This is a genomic window from Orbaceae bacterium lpD04, from assembly GCA_036251935.1.
Lineage (GTDB): Bacteria > Pseudomonadota > Gammaproteobacteria > Enterobacterales > Orbaceae > Orbus > Orbus wheelerorum.
Genome location: CP133967.1, coordinates 1,103,999 through 1,124,915 on the forward strand (window position 1 = coordinate 1,103,999; position 20,917 = coordinate 1,124,915).

A 20,917-nucleotide genomic window follows, 5' to 3' on the forward strand; every position below is an offset into this window, starting at 1 on the left:
ATATTTTTAACAAATAGATAACTTGTTTAGTATATCGCTATTTTTTACTATAAGAATAGTAAATAAGAAAAATTATTTAAAAATATTATAAATTATTAAATACTAAACATCACCGAGCTCTTCTAATGCAGATTCGCTAATTTCTGTCTTTATTGGTTTTTTAACTTCAATTCCCATATTACGAAATTGTTCAATCTGACCAATGAGATTACCTCGTCCTTTAGATAACTTATTCATGGAGCTATGATAGGTTTGTTGAGCTTTATCTAAACTAACACCAAGAATTTCCATATCTTCAATAAAGCCACGAACTTTGTCATATAGTTTACTTGCACGATCGGCAATAATCTCTGCATTACGATTTTGGTACTCATAACGCCATAAATTACTAATAGTACGAAGTGCAACTAATAAAGTCGTTGGGCTGACGATCATAATATTTTGCTTCAGGGCATCATTGATAAGCGATGGGTCTTGATCTATTGCAGCTAAAAAAGCAGGCTCTACAGGAATAAACATCAAAATATAATCAAGTGATTTAATACCATTAAGCTTATGATAATCCTTTTGGCTAAGTTGTTTTATATGATTACGAACCGCAGTAAGATGCTCAGACATCGCTTTTGTCTTTTCATGTTCATCATCGCTATTAAAATAACGTTCATAAGCAACTAGTGTCATTTTTGAATCGATAATAACATCATTGCCTTGAGGTAGATGCACAATCACATCAGGTTGCATACGCTGCTTGCTATCATTAGTTAAGCTAACTTGTAATTCATACTCATTACCTTCCCGAAGGCCTGAGTTTTCTAAAATACGATTAAGAATAACTTCCCCCCAATTGCCTTGAGTTTTATTATTCCCTTTTAGTGCATTAGTTAGATTGATCGCCTCTTTTGCCATTTGGTCATTAAGTTTTTGTAAGTTGCGAATTTCAAATGTCAAGGTATGTCGCTCTTTAGCTTCTTCACCAAAACTATCTTGAACTTGCTTTTTAAATCCAGCTAATTGTTCTTTTAGTGGCGTTAATAAATGATTCAAACTTTGTTGATTTTGTTGCTCGATCTTTTTACCGCTATTATCAAAAATACGGTTAGCTAAATTTTCAAATTGTTCAGTAAGCCGTTGTTCACTTTGAATTAATATTTTTTGTTTTTCATCCGCAAGTATTTTATTTTCTTCAAGACGAGTTTTTAATTCACGAGCATCAACGCTCAATTCTAGGTTTTTTTGTCGACTACTACTAAGCTCATTTTGCAATAGTGTAAGTTGCTGTAATAGAATTTGATTATCTTGCTTTTTTTGTTCAAATTGTAATTCAAATAATTGTTGTTGATTATATTGATTTAAGCGCAAGCGAATAATCCAAATAGCTAATATCATAATAATAATGGTTACAATGCTAATTGGAATTAGTAGCATATAGATATTTAAATCTATCATATTTAAGCGTTCTCCAAATTAAAACTCATCACTTGGCTAATTGTCGCTTGTTTTAGTGCTAACATAACTAACCTATCAAGGCCAACAGCAACGCCTGAGCACTCAGGTAGTCCGCTTTCCATTGCAGATAATAGATATTGATCAATAACTTGCGTTGGTAAACCTTTCGATATACGTTCTTGATTATCTTGTTCAAAGCGTGCTTTTTGTTCTTTGGCATTAACGAGTTCTTTAAAGCCATTTGCGAGCTCTACACCTTGATAATAGAACTCAAAACGTTTTGCTGTGCGTTGATCTTCACTACAGATCTCAGCAAGTGCTGCTTGAGAGGCTGGAAAATGATAGACAACTGTTGGTTTATCTTTGCCAATATTAGGTTCAACGCCAAATGTAAATAAAAACTGTTGTAATGTACTAATATCGCAACCATCAGTATCAAAATTCAACTCTAATTTTTGGACAGCACTAACTAACTCTTCTCTAATTGCCGTTAATGGGTCGATATTAAGATACTTAATAAAGGCACATTGATAGCTAATATGCTCAGCCGGTTCACTATCTAAAATGAGTTGAAATAGGTCGTCTACTTCATTGATCATTTGCATCATATCAAATTGGATTCTATACCATTCTAACATGGTAAACTCAGGGTTATGGTACCGGCTGATTTCTTCATGATTACGAAAACATTTACAGATTTGATAAATAGGGCCACTACCAGCTGCAATAAGCCGCTTCATATGGTACTCAGGACTGGTAATTAGTGATAACCGTTGACCTGCATGTAAATCAATTGTTCCAGGTTTATTAAATATGGTTTCAAATGAGCTCAGATGTAAGTCAGTTACGGCTGCATGACTTAAGATGGGCGTTTCTACCTCAAGGACGCAACGGTCTAAAAAAAATTCTCTAATTTTTTTTAGGATTTTTGCACGTTTTAATAAAAAATCGATAGATGCAGTGGGTTGCCAGTTTTCAGTCATTGTCATAATTTCGTAACTCTTGGACAGTAATTATAAATAAGAATATATCATTAAATTAATGACCAGTTTAAATAAATAAGCCCAATAATAAAAGGCAATAATTGCTGATTTGATACAAATTGAGCACTTATATTTTAATTTAATCAATATCAGTGTTAATTGATGATTATATTTGCGAATATGATCTCAAATATAATCGTTATTCAAAAGCTTATTCAATTTTCTTCCTATTCTTAGAATATTACATTCATTTCTGGTTTTTAAATTATGCATTCATCGGGTTTTTCATTATTTGAATTACTTATAGTTATGATTATTACAGCGGTATTGGCTTTGATTGGTGCCTCTAGTTGGCGTGATTTTCAAGCACGAAGTGAACTTTCATCAATAACGCGTGAATTGATACAATTTTTAATTGAAGTAAAAGCTGATGCCGATTTTTATAATTATAATCAAAATATCTATGTATTAAGAAAGACTGATCATGATTGGTGCCTAGTTGCTAGCAATAACGCTAAACCGATTAACTGTCAAATGAAATTTAGTTTTACTGCTAAAAGTAAATTAATTGAGTTAGCAGGCTTAACAGTCGATTCAGCTTTGGTTTTTTATGGGCGAAGAAGTGCGGCGAAAGCCGCCACGATTCGACTAAAAAATAGGATAGGTGAGAGCCGTATTATTATTTCGGTACCGGGGCGAATTCGGTATTGTAGCTATTACACTTACTTAGTTGGCTTTCATCCATGTTAAATCGTGGATTTTCACTATTTGAAATGCTACTTAATTTAGCATTAACTTCTTTGATTATTATCAGTATTATTTCTTTTTATCCAAAATTTCATTTAACAATTATACAAATATACCAGCAACATCGCCTAGAAGTGGTGACTCATCAAGCATTATCTGGATTAATTAAGGATATTCGACGAGCAGGGTTTATTGCTAATTCGCAAGATGTTATTACTAAGCCTGCAATCGAAATTAATTCAGATGGAAATTGTATTATTTTGCGTTATGACACAACAAACAGTGGTAAATGGCGTTATTATTTATATGATCCCGCGAGTTCTGATGTCTTTGCTTATCGTTATCATAAAAATAGTTTAGATGCGCAATCAGGTATAAATCACTGTCGCAATACTTCTACTCGTTGGGAAAAACTATTTGATCCAAATGAGGTTAAAATAATAAACTTTCAAGCAAGGCAGCATTCTAACTATACAGAACTAAACATTACTGTTCAATTAAAACATTTCCCCGCTATTCGTTATCAAACAACAAATTATGTCAAAAATTCGAATCGATAGTCCCTATTTAATATGTTACCGCGGATTTAGTGCACTTGGCATGACCATAATTTTATTAATTCTTGGTACCCTATTAATGGCCGAATTCAGTCGAACATCATTATTAATACAAAAAAAAACAATTTATCAAAAACAATACTATAAAGCAGAAAACAAAGCGTTATCTTCGATTCAATGGGCAATTACACTCCAGTGGTTACCAATAACTCAGTATTGGCAGTGCCAATATTTACCATCACAAGAACTTAATGCATGTATTAAAAAATCGAGCTTAGCGACCGATAACTATATTCTTATTCGAGGACAATTCGCACAACTAACACGTTATCATTTAGCAACATATAGTAATGACGAAATATTATACATTAATAAAGGGCATTGGCTTGATTATTGCCCTGAATACAGGCAATCTAACTGTGATTGATAATTCAGACAAGCAAAATAGCGGCTCATCTCTATTTGAAGTCTTAATTGCAATAATTATGACTTGCACTATCGTATTATTCTTAATAAATTTACAATCAATTTTATCTGCTAATGTTGATTTAGCAAAAAAGACACAGCATGCTGAGCGAACCGCTTTTCAATTGTTAGACGTTTATCCAAATTCAATATCGGTAGATTTACCTAATGGATGGCAGTACCAAGTTACAAAAACACGCTATAGTCATCGCTGCGATATAGTCAAAGTGACAATTTTTCCTCTCTTGGCTAACAATATTAATCAAGAGAGGTGGTTTTGTCAGCCTAATAGGTAATTAGGTTTTGCTGACAGGTCGTTTATTACGACGTTGGTTGAATTGACGTGGAGCTTTTGGTCTAGGTAAATCAGTCAATAGTGCAGTTGGATCATAATGACTAACTGGGATCGCATGTCCGATGGCTATTTCAATAGCAGGGAGATTATGTGCATATTTCTCACAGGCAAAGGAAATTGAATGACCATCATCACCAGCTCGGCCTGTTCTTCCAATGCGGTGACGGTAATCATCGCTATCATCAGGCAGATCATAATTAAACACATGCGTAACATGTGGGATATGTAATCCTCTAGCCGCAACATCTGTCGCAACTAAAATATCTAAATCTCCTTGAGTAAATTTCTCAAGCACTGCAAGGCGTTTTTTCTGTGCAATATCGCCATTAAGCAAACCAACTCGAAGACCATCAGCGGCTAAATGTCGCCAAATTTTTTCACAAGCAATTTTGGTATTAGCAAAAATAATCGCGCGATCAGGCCATTCTTCCTCAATTAAAGTTTGTAATAGTGCAAGCTTATCTTCATTTGAAGGGAAAAATAGCTCTTCTTTGATTCGATGGCCAATTTTCTGCTCTGGTTCTACTTCAATATATTTCGGTTCATTCATGTGCTCAAATGCAAGTTCTCTCACATTATGAGACAGCGTGGCTGAAAATAACATCGTTAACCGTTTTTTTGGGGGTGTCATATGTCGGAATAACCAACGGATATCTTTGATAAAGCCTAAATCAAACATTCGATCAGCCTCATCAAGTACCACAACTTGTAAGGCTTCTAAATTGATATAATCTTGCTTAGCATAATCAATTAAGCGTCCTGTTGTTGCAATCAATATATCAACACCATCTGCTAAAACTTTTAATTGCTTATCATACCCATCACCACCAAACGCTAAGCCTAAACGTAAATTCGTGACATCAGCAAAAATTTGTGCGTCATTATGAATTTGAACTGCAAGCTCTCTTGTTGGCGCAATAATTACCGCTCTAGGCTGATTTTTTTTACGATCTTCAGCTGGTGAATTATTTAATAAATAATTAAACGTAGCAGTTAAAAACGCAATTGTTTTACCTGTACCTGTTTGTCCTTGTCCTGCAATGTCAAGTCCTTTAACTGTAAGAGCCAAAGATTGTTCTTGAATTGGTGTACAATATGAGAAACCATTTTTTTGCAATGCATTAAGCACTAATGGATGTAAGTTAAATTGCTCAAAAAGAGTTCTTGTAAGATAGGATTGCGCCATAGGTTATTTTATATAATGTGATTTATTCAAAAATTGTTGCAATTGTAACACATTAAATCAAAATTCCGCACTAATTATTCTTTCCTATCATTTTAATTACTGGTGAATAATAAAAATCTAGCATAAAATTCACTAAGTATAATTAACTGAAGCTATTAAATAATATAACAATTGACTGTGTGGAGAGTAAAATGAGTAATTTTATCGTTTCGTTAACCGAAACTGATTTTGATAAAGTTGTTGCCGATAGTACTAAGCCTGTTCTAGTTGATTTTTGGGCTGATTGGTGTGGGCCATGTAAAATGATCGCTCCAATTCTTGAGGAAATTGCTCAAGAATATAGCGAACAAGTAGTTGTTGCCAAGTTAAATGTTGACCAAAACCCATCTATTTCACCAAAATTTGGTATTAGAGGGATCCCAACATTATTACTATTTAAAAATGGGAGTGTAATTGCGACTCAAGTTGGTGCATTATCTAAATTACAACTCAAAACATTCCTTGATAATCATCTTTAATTATCAAATATTCCCTTTGCCATAAGGTAAAGGGAATATAACTTTAATTTTATTCTTTCCATACTTATTGAACTTGTCTATCTTACCGAGGTAAACTAATCACTAATTCATATCTATTATTGAACAATAACAAAGGAGCAGATGATGTATCAATCTATTCTAGTACCTATCGATATTGTAGAAAAAGAATTAACCAAAAAAGTGCTTCCTCATGTTACTTATTTAGCCCAATTATCTAATGCTAATGTAAAATTTTTTCATGTTTTGCCTGTTGCATCGGCAATTGTTAATGCTTATTCTTTTGGTTTTGATGAGTTTAAAGATAAAGCAACACTCCAAGCGGAACAATGGCTAATCGAATTAATTGATCATATCGATTTACCGAAAGAAAATTTATCTTACGCTGTTGCTTTTGGTAATCCTCGTGATGAAATATTATCAATCGCCAATGAGTTAAAGCCAGATTTAATTATACTTGGCTCAAGAAGGCCAAATATTTCAACCCATTTATTAGGTTCTAACGCGGCTGCAGTTGTAAGATATGCTAAAACACCAGTACTCGTTATTCGGTAATAATATTCACTATTTTTATTGATAATGATAATTGTTTTTATTTGAATGGCGTTATATATTATAGGCGCTAAATAATAGCCTGTGTATGGTATACTATTATCAATTGATTTTATACCTAGTTACTTTTGCATAATGCAGCAATTATAATATATTAGTTGTTTAGCACTATCTCAACTAACAAAGGTATTATAATTAATATAATATACAATAAATTATAAGAGTTATGACTATGAAAGAGTTTGATTGGCCTATTAGGGTCTATTATGATGACACCGATGCTGGTGGCGTTGTTTATCATGCTCGTTACTTAGCTTTTTATGAGCATGCAAGAACAGAGATGCTTAGGCAGTTTAATATCAATCAGCAATTTTTACTTGAGACTCAAGCTACCGCTTTTGTTGTAAAAAAAATGAATATTGATTATGTTTATCCAGCTCGTTTAGATAATTTATTAATTGTACGCAGTGCTATTGAAAATGTTAAGCGAGCTTCTTTAGTATTTAAACAAAGAATCATTGACGAGCAGGGCCTTTTATATAGTAGTGCTGAAGTGTTAATTGCTTGCGTTGATCTTAATAAAAAGAAACCGTGTGTATTTCCTGAGTTATTTATTTCGGAGTTTGATAAGTGGAAGATATGAATATTGTTGATTTGTTCCTTGGAGCAAGTCTATTAGTCCAGTTTATAATGTTAATTTTACTTGCCTTTTCTGTCGCATCTTGGGCGGTAATATTTCAGCGTAGCCGTATTTTGAGTAAAGCAAAAAAACAAATCGATAATTTTGATGAAAAGTTTTGGTCTGCTGATGATCTTAAATCGCTGTATAGCGAAATACAAAAAGATAAAGAAAATATCGCCGGTACTGCTCATATTTTTTACTCTGGTTTTAAAGAGTTTTCTCGGCTAAATCAAATTAATCCAAATATGCCAAATGCTGCGCTTGATGGCGCATCGCGTGCAATGCGTTTATCGATGAATCGTGAGTTAGATAGCCTTGAGCAAAATATTCCATTATTAGGTACAGTTGGTTCAATTAGTCCATATATTGGATTATTTGGTACAGTATGGGGAATTATGCATGCTTTTATTGCTTTAGGTGCTGTTAAACAAGCAACCTTGCAGATGGTTGCTCCAGGTATAGCTGAAGCCTTGATCGCAACAGCAATTGGTCTTTTTGCTGCAATACCAGCTGTAATGGCATTTAATCGATTAACGTTAAAAGTTAGCCGTATTGAACAAAATTTCTTAAATTTTATTGATGAATTTTCAGCAATATTACAACGTCAAGCCGTCGCTGTTAGGAATTAATTGATATGAGTCGCAGATCACGTTATTCCACTAAATCTGAAATAAATATTGTTCCGTTATTAGATGTTCTTTTGGTGCTCGTGCTTATTTTTATGGCAACAGCACCAATAATTAGCCAAAGTGTTGAGGTCGATCTACCACAAGCATCTGAATCGACTACAGTAGCCTCATCAGAAAGCAAACCAATTATTATTGAAGTTGCAGGTATGGGGATTTACACATTAGTTATCGATCAAGATAGGCAAGAGAACCTACCGAAAGAGCAAATTATTTCTGAGGTAAAACAACAATTGGCAGCTAACGCAAAAGCAGTATTTTTAGTTGGTGGTGCAAAAAATGTTCCTTATGAAGAGATCATAAATGCACTTAATTTATTGCAAGCATCTGGCGTTAAATCAGTTGGATTAATGACACAACCAATGTAAATTCATTTGCTTTAACGATAAATAAATTTTTTAATAATAAAAATATTAATGAGAGAATGTCTAACTAAGTTTAGTTAAAATATTTTATGCCAAAGAAAATAAACTCTAGGTTTAGTCTTGCACTAATAACCTCCATCATCTTACATGTAGGCGTAATTGCTGTACTTGGTTATAGTGCATGGCATTACGCATCTACTGATTCGGGAAATAATGTACAAAGCAAATCAATTGATGCAATTATGGTTGATAGTAACATTATGTCTGAACAGTATCAGCGGCAATTACAGCACAAACTGACTAGTCAGCAGGTCAAACAGCAGCAGCAAGAGCAAATTGAAAAACAAGCACAAGAGCTACAACAAAAACAACTTGCCGAGCAGCAACGCTTAAAAACACTAGAAAAAGAGCGGTTACTCGCTGTTGAAAAGCAAAAACAGCAGGCAGAGCAGGCAAAAATAGCCCTTGAAGAACAACAAAAACAAGCGTTAATTGCTCAGCAAAAATCAGAACAAGAAGCTCAACTTAGAGCTCAAGCGGAGTTTAAAGAACAACAGCGATTAGATATTCAACGTAAGCAAGCAGAATTAGCTACGCAAAAGGCGTTAGCTGAAGCGGAACAAGCGAAGCAAGAAGCTGAAAAGCAAAAGCAAATATTAGAACAACAACGCTTAAATGCTGAAAAAGAGAAGCAAGAGAAAATAAAAGCAGCTCAAGACGCTAAGAAAAAAGTAGCTGAAGAACAGCAAAAACAGCAAGCAGTCGACGATATTTTAGGCGGTCTGACTTCAAATGTACCGAAATCGCAACAGAGCGTTTCATCGGCAGATTCTGACCAGTTCAAGTCACAAGTTAACAATGCAATTAGTAATAAATTTATCAACCCAAAGCTTTATAGTGGTAAAAACTGTGTATTAAACATTGAAATATTTTCTGACGGTTCGTTATTAAGAGTAACAGCTGAGTCCGGTGATCCAGTATTATGTCGAGAAGCTATTTCGGCGACAAAGCTAGCAAAATTACCAAAACCTAAAAACGATCAGCTATATCAAAAAATGAAAAACTTAACGATTGACTTTAGGCCAAAACAATAATTTACATTAATTACCCACTTTTTTTACAGTCGTTAACAAAAAAAGCTTATACTATAAGCAATGATATTTAAGTACTACAAGGCAATTGACATTAGTTAGTATTTAATTTGGAATATGACAATAAATTTGTAATAAGGATTTTATAATGATACGATTTTCATATCGCTTTTTGATAAGCTGTTTCATTCTTTTTTATACAGCAATTTCCATTGCGGATGTTCGAATTATTATAACCGAAGGTGTTAACACCGCAAAACCGATCGCGGTTATTCCGTTTAAATGGAACGGCAACGGCGCTCCACCACAAAAAATTGAAGAAATTATTGCATCAGATCTACGTAATAGCGGTAAATTCAACCCAATAGAAACGCGAAAAATGCCACAACTCCCAGAAACAGCATCAGCGGTCATTTCTAAAGAGTGGCGTGATCTTGGCATTGATGCCGTTGTCGTTGGCAGTATACAGCCAGATGCTTCGGGTAATTACTTAGTTAGCTATCAATTAGTCGATACAGTAAATAACCCAGGCGCCATTTTAGCACAAAACCAATACTCTATTGCAGCAAAGTGGGTTCGTTACGCGGCTCACACTGCAAGTGATGAGATATTTGAAGCTTTAACAGGTATTAAAGGTGCTTTTAGAACGCGCATCGCCTATATCGTTCGAATGAATAGTGGACCTTATACCCACGAGCTTCGCGTAGCCGATTATGATGGTTATGACGAGATCACAATCCACCGTTCAAACCAACCCCTTATGTCACCAGCTTGGTCACCTGATGGTAAAAAATTAGCTTACGTTACTTTTGAAAGTGGCCGCTCGGCGTTAGTTATGAAAACACTTGAAACCGGAAATATTGAAACAATTGCCGCATTTCCTCAGCACAACGGGGCTCCGGCATTTTCACCAGATGGAACTAAACTTGCGTTTGCATTGTCAAAAGAGGGTAATTTAAATCTTTATGTGATGGAGCTTGCGACAAAACAGATAAAACGCATTACAACGGGTCGTAGCAATAGCACTGAGCCAGCTTGGATGCCTGATAACAAAACGTTAGTTTATACTTCTGACCAAACTGGTCGTCCACAACTTTATTCTATAACAATTGATGGTGGAATACCGCAACGATTAACTTGGGATGGTTCGCAAAATCAAAATGCTGATGTTGCCCCTAATGGTAGTTTTATTGCTATGATTTCAACTAATAATGGCGATCAAAAAGTGACTAAATTTGAGCCTTTATCCAATACGTATCAAACATTAACAGATACCTTTTTGGATGAAACGCCAAGCGTTTCACCAAATGGAACCATGATTATTTATAGTTCAACTCAAGGATTAGGTACAACTTTAAACCTTGTTTCGACTGATGGTAATTTTAAAGCAAAATTGCCGGGAACCGATGGGCAAGTTAAGTTCCCTGCATGGTCACCCTATTTATAGTTTAATTTCGTATATATATGATTTTAAACTAAGGTGGTAGTAAGATAGTTAACCTTTAGTTTATTTACTTTGGCCTTGTTGATTTGAATTTTGATCTCATATCTCTAGACATCGCGAAAATAATTAAATGTTTAGTAAAATATTATCTAAGATAAGTTTATATGGCATTAATAACTGACAAAATTAAAAGGAGTAGTAAATGCATTTTTCAAAATTACTTAAAGGCGCTGTGATTATCCTTCCGTTAATTGCCGTTACTGCATGTACATCAAATTCAACCAATAAACAGGGCTCATCGTCTAATTCATCGAGTTCATTTAATTCTGGTAATTTGACGGAAACACAACAACTTCAACAATTACAGATGACCAATACTGTCTATTTTGATTTTGATAAATACAACATTAACCCAGAGTTTTCTAAAGTATTAGATTCTCATGCAGAATTTTTACGTTCACGTCCTTCATTTAGCGTGGTTATTGAAGGTCATGCTGATGAGCGTGGTACTCCTGAATACAATATTGCTTTAGGTGAGCGCCGTGCGGCGGCGGTTAAAGCATATTTACAAGGTCGTGGGGTATCTGCAAATCAAATGTCTATCGTATCTTATGGTAAAGAAAAGCCAGCCGTATTAGGTCATGACGCTAAAGCTTATGAAAAAAATCGTCGTGCAGTTATTGTTTATTAATTACATGATTATTTAATCGATATCGGTTATAACGGTCGCTTTCTGCGGCCGTTATTTTTTCTAATCATAAAAAAAATGATATACTTAAGAATAGATAAATTTTAGAAAGGTTTCAATTTATGTACAAAAAAATCATATGGCTAGTAATGTTATCTGTGTCGTTTTACAGCTATGCTGACTCTGAACTGGAACGCATGGTTGAGGCACAAGGGCAACTATTAACGGATTCTCAACAAAAAATTAGTAACTTACAAGATGAGGTCGACCAATTACGAGGCCAATTAGAAGAGACGACATATCAGCTAAATCAAACCATAGAACGTCAAAAAACGATTTTATTGCAACTTAATAATCAAGCTCCGGCTCAAAGTGCAAATAAACAGGGCCAAACCAATACTACCGCCAACACTAGTTCAACATTATCGGGCTGGTCTTCATCGGGTAATGATAAAAATGATTATAACTTTATCATTAAGTTTGTGATGAATGGTACGGAGCAAAAAGAGGCGATAGCTGCGTTACAACAATTTTTAAAAGATTATCCTAAGTCATCATACCTTGCTAATGTGAATTATTGGTTAGGTCAGCTTTGCTATCAACAAGGTAAAAAAGATGATGCTTCATTTTATTATGCAACCGTTGTAAAAAGTTATCCTAAATCACCGAAAGCAGCAGATAGCTTATATAAGGTGGGACTTATCTTACTTGAAAAAGGTGATAAAGTTAAGGCTAAAGCAGTATTCCAACAAGTGATAAAGCTATACCCTAATGATAAAAACACGATAGCTTTGGCTAATGGCAAACTGGCGACCTTAGGCTAAATGGCTAAATAACCACCTGTTAAACACTATTGTGATAAAAAAGGGTTGCATCAATGACTAATCAACAGTATTATGCAACCCGAAATCGCATGGGTCGTTAGCTCAGTCGGTAGAGCAGCGGACTTTTAATCCGTTGGTCGAAGGTTCGAATCCTTCACGACCCACCAGATTTCCTACAGTCACCTTATGGTGATTTTTTTATGCCTGTAATTTACAAGTTCGCTATTAAACGCTTTATTTTAGACTTTGTTTTATGGTACATTCCAATTTTCCTTGTTCTTCGATGGAACACTATAATGAAATTAGAAGAAATTGCACAACTTGCAGGTGTTTCAAGGACAACAGCCAGTTATGTTATCAATGGTAAAGCGAAACAGTACCGAGTGAGTGATAAAACCATCGCTAAAGTGATGGAAGTTGTAAAACAATACAATTTTCAACCCAATGCTGTTGCAGCAGGGCTACGAGCAGGAAAAACGTATTCAATAGGGCTAATCATTCCTGATCTTGAAAACATCAGCTATACTAAAATCGCCAATCATCTAGAACATAAAGTTCGACAAGCGGGTTACCAATTACTTATTTCTTGTTCTGAAGATAACAGTGAAATTGAAAAACAGTGTATATTACATCTCAAGCAGCGACATGCTGATGCGATCATTGTCTCATCTTCATTTATATCAGATCACTCTTTCTACGAAAATTGGGATAATAACCATATTCCGATACTTGCTTTAGATAGGCCACTCTCAACAACGAAATTCAGGAGTATTTTGGGCGCAGATCAACTTGATGCTAAAGCATTAACCGAAGAGTTTATTAAACATACTAATCAAGATATTATCTATATTGGGGCATTACCTGATATGACGATTAGCCACTATCGGGAAACGGGTTTTAAGCAAGGGGTAAAAGGGAAAGATAAAACGATCACTTATCTTTATGCAAAAGATTATACTCGAGATTCAGCTGCTGAATTATTTTATCAATGGTTAGAACATAACCCTATACCACAGGCACTATTTTTAACGTCATTTTCATTGTTGCAAGGTATTATTGATGCTATTTTAAGCCGGCACGGCTCATTACCCAAAAATATGGTTATTGCAACATTTGGTGATAATGAATTACTTGATTTTTTACCTTGTAAAGTAATCAGCCTTGCTCAAAATCATAAACAAATTGCTGAAATTACGGTTAATACATTGCTAATTAATCTTAATAATCAAAATACTTATCAACCAGGATATACTGAGATTAAACGTAATCTTAATTATCGTGGTCGTTTTAACCAAAAATTATTGTCTTAGATATTGATCACAAAATGTGATGCTTATCTCATTCTAATTATTAATCGGAAAAATATATTTGCTAATTAAAAAAATTATTAGCATTATAGCTGAAACGATTCAACAAGCGATGTATTATCGTTAATATATGATATATTGAATAAAGTTTTAAAGTCAAAAAAGAGGTATTTATGCTACAGCTCACCAAAGATGATATTTATCTTGATCAACAAGCTGATAATAAACAAGAAGCGATTAAAAAAATAGCCAGTGCACTTACTCAACAGCAATTTGTCGAGGAGGGCTATGTAGAGGGCATGCTAGCACGAGAAGCCCAAGCTGCCACTTATTTAGGTAGTGGTATTGCAATTCCCCATGGTACAACGACAACTCGTCACTTAGTTAAAAAAACAGGTGTACAAGTTTTTTATTTTCCTGATGGCGTTATTTGGGGCGATGAGGGTGAAAAAGCCTATATTGCAATTGGTATTGCAGCAAGTTCAGATGAGCATTTGACTATTTTACGTCAGCTAACTCATGTCCTTGGTGATGATGACGTTGAAGATCGTATCAAACAAATTAAAACTGTTGATGATGTTGTGGCTTTATTAACAGGGCAAAGTACTAGCGAAACAAATGAAAATATCATTTCAGATGATTTAATGTTATTAGATATACCAGCTGATAACCTAGAAATGCTACAAGCGCTTAATGTTTCAAGGTTAAAACGCATTAATGCAGTTAATACCCAATTTGTTGCTCAGTCGCTGGATCAAAAACCTACATATTTAGGTCAAGGTGTTTGGGTAAATGATAGTATTGACGGTAATCTTAAAGATGCTATCGCAATTAGTCGAACAACGAGCAGTCTAAATGATGCCGATAAACCCGTAAAATTATTACTGACTATATCAGCCAAAACAGCTGCGCTTGATGTAATTATTAATAGACTTGCTGAAATGACTTATCATCAGCAGTTAGTTCAGTTACATACTGCAACTAAAATGCAAATCCAGCAGCTTTTAACCAGTGAGCAATCAACTACGGTAAGCCAAAATAATTCTGCTGAAAACGAGGCTAAAACACCTGTAGCAACTGAAACTAATGCGACAAGCGTTACTGCTGAGTTTACGGTAATTAACCCACATGGTTTACATACTAGGCCTTCATCAGTATTAGTTAAGTTAGTGAAACAATTTAACAGCAGTGTGACAGTTGCAAATCTTGATGGCACGGGTAACGCAGTAAGTGCAACGAGCTTAATGAAAATCGTTGCAATAGGTGCTAAGAAAGGTAGTAGATTACAATTTGTTGCAAATGGTGATGATGCCCAGCAAGCAATTGATGCAATTGGGCAGGCAATAAATGATGGACTTGGTGAGGGGCATGAATAATGGCGAATAAAATTGCTACATTTACCTTAAATCCTGCTTATGATCTGGTTGGATTTTGCCCTAAAATTGAGTTAGGTGATGTTAATTTAGTTAAAACAACTGGTTTATTACCTGCTGGTAAGGGAATTAATGTTGCCAAAGTGCTTTGTGATTTGGGTGATAAATTAACGGTTGGCGGCTTTTTAGGTAAAGCCAATTACGATGGATTTGAATCACTTTTTACCGAGTTAAAACTTGATAACAAATTTCGACTAGTTGAAGGGCGAACACGTATCAATGTTAAGGTAACTGAAAAAAATAGTGACGTTACGGATCTTAATTTTTCAGGTTTTTCAGTTAATACTAATGATTGGCAACAATTTGTCGAACAATCAATTAAATGGTTATCTGATTTTGATATGGTCGTGATAAGTGGTAGCTTGCCGGAAGGAATTTCTTTAGATGACTTTAGTGATTGGCTTGAAAAAGTAAAAAGTATCTGCCCAAAAATTGTCTTTGATAGTAGCCGGGCAGCGCTCACTGCGGGCTTAAAAGCAAAGCCTTGGTTAATTAAACCTAATGATAAAGAACTCGAAATGCTAGTGGGTCACGCTTTACCGACAATTAAAGATATCAAAGATGCCGCTATGAGCCTTGTTGAGCAGGGTATTGATAACGTAATTATATCACTTGGTAGTAAAGGCGCATTATGGGTTACTAAACATGAATCATGGCTAGCAAAACCACCTAAATGTGAAGTTATTAGTACGGTTGGAGCAGGGGACTCAATGGTTGCGGGCCTTGTTCATGGTTTACTATCAAACTATTCGATTAAAGATACCTTAGTTTTTGCTTCAGCTATTGCAGCGCTGTCTGTTAGCCAGCCTGGCGTCGGTGTGCCTGATAAAGCAAAACTAAATAGTATTCTTGAAAAAATAGATGTGATGGCAGGATAGGAGAAAATATGAACTTATATATTGTTAATGCAAGCCAAGTAGGCCCGGTAAATGGGCGACTGGCAAAAGCAGAATTAATATTAGCGGCTAAAGAGTCTAATATTACCATTGTTGATAAATCAGATTTAGCTGATGTAACCATTTTAATCGGTCAAGGAAGCTCATCAGATAACAGTATTGTTGGAAAAAAAGTTTACACAGTGACTAATTTGGATGAACTTTTTGCGGATCCGAATAAAGTGTTACTAGATGCAAAAGCTCAAGCGGTAACTTATCAGCAATCAAGCCAAGTTGCGCCTAGTCCATCAAATAGTGGAACAAAGCGTATTGTTGCCGTAACTGCATGTCCAACGGGCGTTGCACATACCTTTATGGCTGCCGAGGCGATTGAAGCCGAAGCGAAAAAACGTGGTTGGTGGTGTAAAGTTGAAACTCGCGGATCAGTTGGCGTTGGTAATGAGCTAACAGCCGAAGAAATCGCCTCTGCTGATATTGTGATTGTTGCGTGTGATATCGACGTTGATTTAAGCAAGTTTGCTGGCAAACTCATGTATCGCACAAAAACTGGACCAGCACTTAAAAAGACAGCACAAGAATTTGATAAAGCGTTTAAAGAAGCTGCTCTTTATCAGCCAACGTCATCTTCAAAATCACCAGCGGCCTCTCAAGAAAAGAAAAATGCCTATAAACATTTGTTAACGGGTGTTTCTTATATGTTACCTATGGTGGTTGCGGGTGGGCTTATCGTTGCACTATCATTTGCTGTGGGCGGGATCCTTCAAGAAGGTGCACTGGCGCAAGCACTTGGTAAAATAGGTGGCGGCACCGCACTTGCTTTAATGGTTCCTGTTCTTGCTGGTTATATTTCATTTTCTATCGCAGATCGTCCTGGTTTAGTTCCAGGGTTAATTGGTGGTATGCTTGCTACATCTATAGGGGCAGGTTTCTTAGGCGGGATTGTTGCCGGTTACTTAGCTGGTTACCTAACGTTATTATTAACCAGAGCAATTAAGCTACCTCAAAGCCTTGAAGCATTAAAACCAATTTTAATTCTACCATTATTATCAAGCCTCATTGTTGGTTTGGCGATGATATTCATATTAGGTGAGCCAATTGCTTATATTATGAAAGCGTTAGAAGCATGGTTAAGTGGAATGCAAACTGCGAATGCTGTTATCCTTGGAGCAATACTCGGTGGTATGATGTGTATTGATATGGGGGGGCCGATTAATAAAGTGGCTTATGCTTTTGGGGTTGGCTTACTTAGTGCTCAGCAATATGCGCCAATGGCCGCAGTAATGGCCGGCGGAATGGTGCCGCCACTAGCAATGAGCTTAGCAACTTTTATTGCGCGCAATAAATTTAGTAAAGCAGAACAAGAAAGTGGTAAAGCAGCATTTGTCCTAGGTTTATGCTTTATTTCTGAAGGGGCAATTCCATTTGCAGCAAGAGATCCATTACGTGTATTACCTAGCTGTGTTATTGGTGGTGCTATCACTGGTGGTATGTCATTAGCATTTGGTTCACAATTAATGGCACCTCATGGTGGCTTATTTGTACTTGCTATACCGGGTGCGATAACACCTGTTTTAGGTTATCTACTATCAATTGTAGTCGGCTCTGTTGTGGCTGCGGTTATCTATGCGGTGATTAAGAAACCTGACGCTAAAGTTGAGCAAGAAGCTATCGCTTAATAACGTAAAACAATTTATTATCAAAAAAAGCAAAATTGAAAAATTTTGCTTTTTTATTGTCAAAAAATTTTCTAGCGTTACTATTCATATCTATTTTTGTTCTATCTAAATGCAAAATAATTGTTTCCGTATCTATCTGTTATTTGTTGTAATCATTGCATCTCACTGCGAAACAGTGTAATTAACTCCTTGTTTGAGGTGCAATATGGCACAAATTTTAATAAAAAAATGGCCTCGTCGCTTGATCTCATTATCAGGCAGCTGGTTAGATAAAGCCTTATTACTTAAAATAGGGATTATATTTTCAGCAATTATTTATATTAATAACGCTTGGTCTATTGAATTACTTAATGTCTCTTACGATCCAACACGTGAACTATATAAATCCTATAATCAAGCATTTATAAAACACTGGCAAAATCAAACTGGTGAAGCATTAACCATTAAAAATTCGCATGGTGGCTCGGGTAAACAAGCGCGCTCAGTAATTGATGGTTTACAAGCAGATGTGGTAACGTTGGCGTTAGCGGGTGATATTGATGCTTTAAACCGGTACCAACCGCTGATTGATCAAAATTGGCAATCAAAATTACCGAATAATAGTACGCCCTACACCTCAACGATTGTTTTTTTAGTTCGTAAGGGTAACCCTAAACAGATTAAAGATTGGGATGATTTAGTCAAACCAGGCATTGAAGTTATCACGCCAAATCCCAAAACATCAGGTGGCGCTCGATGGAATTTCTTAGCTGCTTTTGCTTATGCTAAGTCGCATTACGTAAGTGATGAAAAAGCATTACAATTTGTAACTGAAATTTATCGTCATGCGCCTATTTTAGACACTGGCGCAAGGGGCGCAACGATAAGTTTTGTGCAGCGTGAACTAGGTGATGTTTTACTTGCATGGGAAAATGAAGCATATCTAGCACTTAACGAACAAGGTGGCGATGAATTAACGATTATAACACCATCGGTATCTATTTTAGCGCAGCCACCGGTTGCAATTGTTGATAAAGTTGTTGATGCGAAAGGAACACGCAAACAAGCACAAGCTTACCTTGATTACCTATATAGTGATGAAGCGCAGCAAATTATTGCTAAAAATTATTATCGGCCAACTAATCCAGTCATTTTAGCCCAGTATGCTGAGCAATTTCCTAAATTACGATTAGTTACCATCGATGAATATTTTGGCGGTTGGCAAGATGTACAAAAAAAATATTTCGATGATGGTGCAATATTTGATGCCATATTTGAGCAAATCAATGAGTAAATAAAGGTTTATTATGCAACGCACATTATCAAAAAAAACAGTTCGAATAATACCGGGTTTTAGCATAACGTTAGGTTTTACGTTGACCTATATAAGTATCATTGTATTAATTCCACTATTTTGCTTGTTTATTTATTCTACAGAGTTGTCATTAGCAAATTGGATCAAATTAATTACCGGCAAACAGTTTTTAATCGCCTTATCATTATCATTAACTACCGCATTAACCAGTGCACTATTAAATGCTTTTATCGGCTTATTATTTGCATGGGTAATTGTCCGTTACCGTTTTTTGGGCAGAAAAATAATAGATACGTGCATTGATATGCCATTTGCTTTACCAACAGCGGTTGCAGGTATTGCCCTGACTGCGATTTATGCTAAAAACGGCCCAATAGGTCAACTCTTTAGTATCAAAATTGCCTATACACCAATTGGCATTACCTTAGCATTACTATTTGTTACGTTGCCTTTTGTTGTCCGCACGTTACAGCCCGTGATTGAGGATTTACCGCATGAACTTGAAGAGGCAGCAAAAATATTAGGTGCAACGCCAAGGCAAACCTTTATTTACGTTATTTTACCTGCTATTTTGCCCGCTTGGCTCACTGGTTTTACCTTAGCATTTGCAAGGGGGATTGGTGAATATGGTTCGGTGGTATTTATTGCTGGCAATATTCCCTTTAAAACCGAAATACTGCCATTACTCATTGTATCTAAACTCGATCAATACGCTTACGAGGCAGCATCGGCGATTGGTATTTGCATGTTAATTATCGCTTTTATTTTACTTTTTATTATGAATTTGATTCAGCGCAGACTTAATCGTGCGATAGTTAAGGTTAGATAATCGAGGCTAAAATGGCAATAATTGACAAGTTAACATCATTATTTATTAGGCAAAAATCGCTAGCATTATTGCCGATATTACTAATCTTATTGACGATCATATTGTTTTTACTGCTACTTGCATTACCACTATGTATTGTTATCACTCAAGGACTCGCTAATGGTTTTGGTGCTTTTTGGCAAGTGATAACCGAGGCAGACACATTTTCAGCTTTCAAATTAACCTTAATTGCGACAAGTATTGCCGTGCCGTTAAATATTTTATTTGGCATTAGTGCCGCTTGGGCGATAACTAAGTACCAATTCAAAGGTAAACAATTATTGATAACCATCATCGATCTACCTTTTTCAATCTCCCCCATTGTTGCGGGTTTAATTTATGTGCTTTTGTTTGGCGCACAAAGTTGGTTATCCCCTTATTTACAATACTTTAATATACAAATTATTTATGCTATTCCAGGAATTATATTGGCGACTATTTTTGTCTCGGTCCCTTTTGTTGCAAGGGAGCTTATTCCGATTATGGAACAACAAGGTTGCAAAGATGAAGAGGCGGCTAGTGTACTTGGTGCTAATGGCTGGCAAATATTTTATCACGTAACTTTACCAAATATTCGCTGGGCATTAATGCATGGTGTCGTTTTGTGCACAGCAAGATCGCTAGGCGAATTTGGCGCTGTATCTGTCGTTTCAGGGCATATTCGTGGTTATACTAATACCTTGCCCTTACAAATTGAAATTTTATACAACGAATACAATATCGTAGCGGCATTTAGTGTCGCAATTTTATTATTAATTATGTCTTTTGTTTTACTTTTACTAAGGCAATGGACTGAGAATCGTTTATGCCAAGATATCTCAACACATAAATAGGTG

General features: G+C 35.6%; 23 protein-coding genes and 1 tRNA gene. 21 read left to right on the forward strand and 3 right to left on the reverse strand.

Annotation, left to right across the window (positions count from 1 at the left end):
• Window positions 1-102: 102 nt before the first annotated feature.
• Both rmuC and epmA read right to left on the reverse strand, forming a co-directional pair.
• Complete coding sequence (gene rmuC / locus RHO14_05125) at window positions 103-1,446, reverse strand: DNA recombination protein RmuC (protein ID WVD72183.1); 1,344 nt, start codon at window positions 1,444-1,446, stop codon at window positions 103-105.
• Between the two features lie 2 nt (window positions 1,447-1,448).
• Window positions 1,449-2,435 (reverse strand): elongation factor P--(R)-beta-lysine ligase, encoded by a 987-nt coding sequence (epmA, locus tag RHO14_05130; GenBank protein WVD72184.1) that lies wholly within the window; start codon window positions 2,433-2,435, stop codon window positions 1,449-1,451.
• A 261-nt stretch (window positions 2,436-2,696) separates the two neighbouring features.
• Here epmA and RHO14_05135 point away from each other — a divergent pair, with 261 nt between their 5' ends.
• The 4 genes from RHO14_05135 to RHO14_05150 are packed head-to-tail and all read left to right on the forward strand — an operon-like array spanning window position 2,697 to window position 4,494.
• Window positions 2,697-3,179, forward strand: coding sequence for a prepilin-type N-terminal cleavage/methylation domain-containing protein (locus tag RHO14_05135; GenBank protein ID WVD72185.1), 483 nt, complete (start codon window positions 2,697-2,699; stop codon window positions 3,177-3,179).
• Window positions 3,173-3,736, forward strand: coding sequence for a prepilin peptidase-dependent protein (locus RHO14_05140; protein ID WVD72186.1), 564 nt, complete (start codon window positions 3,173-3,175; stop codon window positions 3,734-3,736). Before RHO14_05135 ends, RHO14_05140 begins: the two co-directional genes overlap by 7 nt.
• Window positions 3,714-4,160, forward strand: coding sequence for a DUF2509 family protein (locus RHO14_05145; GenBank protein ID WVD72187.1), 447 nt, complete (start codon window positions 3,714-3,716; stop codon window positions 4,158-4,160). Before RHO14_05140 ends, RHO14_05145 begins: the two co-directional genes overlap by 23 nt.
• The gene (locus RHO14_05150) at window positions 4,153-4,494 is read left to right on the forward strand and encodes a prepilin-type N-terminal cleavage/methylation domain-containing protein (protein ID WVD72188.1); all 342 of its coding nucleotides are present in this window, start codon (window positions 4,153-4,155) and stop codon (window positions 4,492-4,494) included. Before RHO14_05145 ends, RHO14_05150 begins: the two co-directional genes overlap by 8 nt.
• Here RHO14_05150 and rhlB read toward each other — a convergent pair whose 3' ends face one another.
• Window positions 4,495-5,739, reverse strand: coding sequence for an ATP-dependent RNA helicase RhlB (gene rhlB / locus RHO14_05155; GenBank protein ID WVD72189.1), 1,245 nt, complete (start codon window positions 5,737-5,739; stop codon window positions 4,495-4,497).
• A gap of 191 nt (window positions 5,740-5,930) precedes the next feature.
• Here rhlB and trxA point away from each other — a divergent pair, with 191 nt between their 5' ends.
• From trxA to cysW, 17 genes are all read left to right on the forward strand, one after another.
• Window positions 5,931-6,257, forward strand: a complete 327-nt coding sequence (trxA, locus tag RHO14_05160) for a thioredoxin TrxA (GenBank protein WVD72190.1) — start codon at window positions 5,931-5,933, stop codon at window positions 6,255-6,257.
• Window positions 6,258-6,398: 141 nt separating this feature from the next.
• Complete coding sequence (locus tag RHO14_05165; GenBank protein ID WVD72191.1) at window positions 6,399-6,830, forward strand: universal stress protein; 432 nt, start codon at window positions 6,399-6,401, stop codon at window positions 6,828-6,830.
• A 229-nt stretch (window positions 6,831-7,059) separates the two neighbouring features.
• Complete coding sequence (gene ybgC, locus RHO14_05170) at window positions 7,060-7,470, forward strand: tol-pal system-associated acyl-CoA thioesterase (protein WVD72192.1); 411 nt, start codon at window positions 7,060-7,062, stop codon at window positions 7,468-7,470.
• Window positions 7,467-8,138 (forward strand): protein TolQ, encoded by a 672-nt coding sequence (gene tolQ, locus RHO14_05175; protein WVD72193.1) that lies wholly within the window; start codon window positions 7,467-7,469, stop codon window positions 8,136-8,138. Before ybgC ends, tolQ begins: the two co-directional genes overlap by 4 nt.
• Before the next feature lie 5 nt (window positions 8,139-8,143).
• Window positions 8,144-8,563: a colicin uptake protein TolR gene (tolR, locus tag RHO14_05180; GenBank protein ID WVD72194.1), complete on the forward strand. Its 420-nt coding sequence runs from the start codon at window positions 8,144-8,146 to the stop codon at window positions 8,561-8,563.
• A gap of 86 nt (window positions 8,564-8,649) precedes the next feature.
• Window positions 8,650-9,654: a cell envelope integrity protein TolA gene (tolA, locus tag RHO14_05185; GenBank protein WVD72195.1), complete on the forward strand. Its 1,005-nt coding sequence runs from the start codon at window positions 8,650-8,652 to the stop codon at window positions 9,652-9,654.
• Between the two features lie 145 nt (window positions 9,655-9,799).
• Window positions 9,800-11,098: a Tol-Pal system beta propeller repeat protein TolB gene (gene tolB, locus RHO14_05190; GenBank protein WVD72196.1), complete on the forward strand. Its 1,299-nt coding sequence runs from the start codon at window positions 9,800-9,802 to the stop codon at window positions 11,096-11,098.
• Window positions 11,099-11,297: 199 nt separating this feature from the next.
• Window positions 11,298-11,786 (forward strand): peptidoglycan-associated lipoprotein Pal, encoded by a 489-nt coding sequence (gene pal, locus RHO14_05195; GenBank protein WVD72197.1) that lies wholly within the window; start codon window positions 11,298-11,300, stop codon window positions 11,784-11,786.
• A 119-nt stretch (window positions 11,787-11,905) separates the two neighbouring features.
• Entirely contained in the window at window positions 11,906-12,607 is a 702-nt protein-coding gene (gene ybgF / locus RHO14_05200) for a tol-pal system protein YbgF (protein ID WVD72198.1), read from the forward strand.
• A 91-nt stretch (window positions 12,608-12,698) separates the two neighbouring features.
• Window positions 12,699-12,774 (forward strand) — tRNA-Lys (locus RHO14_05205).
• A gap of 129 nt (window positions 12,775-12,903) precedes the next feature.
• The gene (cra, locus tag RHO14_05210) at window positions 12,904-13,917 is read left to right on the forward strand and encodes a catabolite repressor/activator (GenBank protein ID WVD72199.1); all 1,014 of its coding nucleotides are present in this window, start codon (window positions 12,904-12,906) and stop codon (window positions 13,915-13,917) included.
• A 170-nt stretch (window positions 13,918-14,087) separates the two neighbouring features.
• Complete coding sequence (gene fruB, locus RHO14_05215) at window positions 14,088-15,290, forward strand: fused PTS fructose transporter subunit IIA/HPr protein (GenBank protein WVD72200.1); 1,203 nt, start codon at window positions 14,088-14,090, stop codon at window positions 15,288-15,290.
• The gene (gene fruK, locus RHO14_05220) at window positions 15,290-16,225 is read left to right on the forward strand and encodes a 1-phosphofructokinase (protein ID WVD72201.1); all 936 of its coding nucleotides are present in this window, start codon (window positions 15,290-15,292) and stop codon (window positions 16,223-16,225) included. The genes fruB and fruK overlap by 1 nt, the downstream gene beginning before the upstream one ends.
• Before the next feature lie 8 nt (window positions 16,226-16,233).
• Window positions 16,234-17,919: a PTS fructose transporter subunit IIBC gene (gene fruA / locus RHO14_05225; GenBank protein ID WVD72202.1), complete on the forward strand. Its 1,686-nt coding sequence runs from the start codon at window positions 16,234-16,236 to the stop codon at window positions 17,917-17,919.
• Between the two features lie 205 nt (window positions 17,920-18,124).
• Entirely contained in the window at window positions 18,125-19,192 is a 1,068-nt protein-coding gene (locus RHO14_05230; protein WVD72203.1) for a sulfate ABC transporter substrate-binding protein, read from the forward strand.
• Window positions 19,193-19,205: 13 nt separating this feature from the next.
• Entirely contained in the window at window positions 19,206-20,042 is an 837-nt protein-coding gene (cysT, locus tag RHO14_05235; GenBank protein ID WVD72204.1) for a sulfate ABC transporter permease subunit CysT, read from the forward strand.
• An 11-nt stretch (window positions 20,043-20,053) separates the two neighbouring features.
• Window positions 20,054-20,914 (forward strand): sulfate ABC transporter permease subunit CysW, encoded by an 861-nt coding sequence (cysW, locus tag RHO14_05240; protein ID WVD72205.1) that lies wholly within the window; start codon window positions 20,054-20,056, stop codon window positions 20,912-20,914.
• Window positions 20,915-20,917: the final 3 nt, after the last annotated feature.